The 1024-nt window shown below is 68.5% G+C and carries 2 protein-coding genes; both read right to left on the bottom strand.

Annotated elements, in window-relative coordinates; all coding sequences use genetic code 11:
- Positions 1 to 303, bottom strand: a 303-nt coding sequence (locus FPZ41_RS46700; RefSeq protein WP_322621607.1) for a Zn-ribbon domain-containing OB-fold protein, incomplete at its 3' end; no start/stop codon positions are given.
- A 56-nt stretch (positions 304 to 359) separates the two neighbouring features.
- Positions 360 to 809 (bottom strand): DoxX family membrane protein, encoded by a 450-nt coding sequence (locus FPZ41_RS46695; protein ID WP_152870967.1) that lies wholly within the window; start codon positions 807 to 809, stop codon positions 360 to 362.
- Positions 810 to 1024: the final 215 nt, after the last annotated feature.

Genomic DNA, 1024 nt, shown 5'->3' with positions numbered 1-1024 from the left:
CCGCAGCCCCGACCCCCCGCACTCCACGATCTCGGTCATCATCCGGGGCCCCTCGGCGAGGTCGACCACGGCGGCGACGTACGGGGTGCGCTCGCCGAACGGCGGGAGGTCGTTGCGGTGGACGACGGACCAGGTGTAGAGGGTGGCCCGGCCGCTCGCGGGCTCCCATGTCACGTCCTCGCTCCAGCAGTGGGGGCAGAACTCGCGGGGGTAGTGATGGGCGCGCCCACAGGCACCGCAACGGCGCAGGAGCAGACGGCCGTCGGCGGCGGCGTCCCAGTACGTGCGGGTGAAGGCGTCCACCTGGGGAACGTCGAAGCGCGGCCGCTTCGAACCCTTCGTTCCTTTCGAACCCACGCTCACTGGAACAGCCCCAGCGCGTCGTCGAGCGACCAGGTCTGCCACGACATCGCGAACAGTGCGACCACCGAGATGAGCGCCATCATCGAGTTCTGCCCCTGCTCGGCCCAGTCGTGGATCATGAGGACGAGGTAGATGAGGTTGAGCAGCAGGCCTCCGACCAGTGCGACCGGCGTCAGGAACCCGAGGATCAGGCCCAGGCCGAGGGCGAGTTCGGCGTACGCGACGACGTACGCCATCGTGCGCGGGCGGGGTGCGACGACGACGTCGAAGCCGCTGCGCACCACATTCCACCGGTGCTTCGCCGCGATGCCCGCCGCCCAGGTGATACCGCCGCCCTCGAACCACTTCTTCTTGTCCTTGTGCCGCCAGCTCTCCAGCCACCACAGCCCCAGCCCGATGCGCAGCACGGCGAGCCATTCCGCACCGGTGAGCCAGATCGTGTCCATGGACTCCCCTACCAACGAAGGAAAACGAAGAGATCTGACGGTACGTCAGTTGGTCAGTTCAGCCGATGTGGAGCGCTCACGCAAGACGCAGGGACAGCACGCCCGGGACAGCACGCCCGGGACAGCACGCCCGGGACAGCACATCCGGGGCAGTGCATCTGGGGCAGTGCATCCGGGGCAGTGCATCCGAACACCACTCCGCCCCCGACCCACCC

This window comes from Streptomyces acidicola (assembly GCF_009377235.1).
Taxonomy (GTDB): Bacteria; Actinomycetota; Actinomycetes; order Streptomycetales; family Streptomycetaceae; genus Streptomyces; species Streptomyces acidicola.
Note: the sequence above shows the minus strand (reverse complement) of the source record. Positions and strands in the feature narration are given on the sequence as shown.

Bases quoted from the DNA above. Each gene is read 5' to 3' on its own strand.
- FPZ41_RS46695 (WP_152870967.1), bottom strand. From the start codon at position 809: ATGGACACGATCTGGCTCACCGGTGCGGAATGGCTCGCCGTGCTGCGC.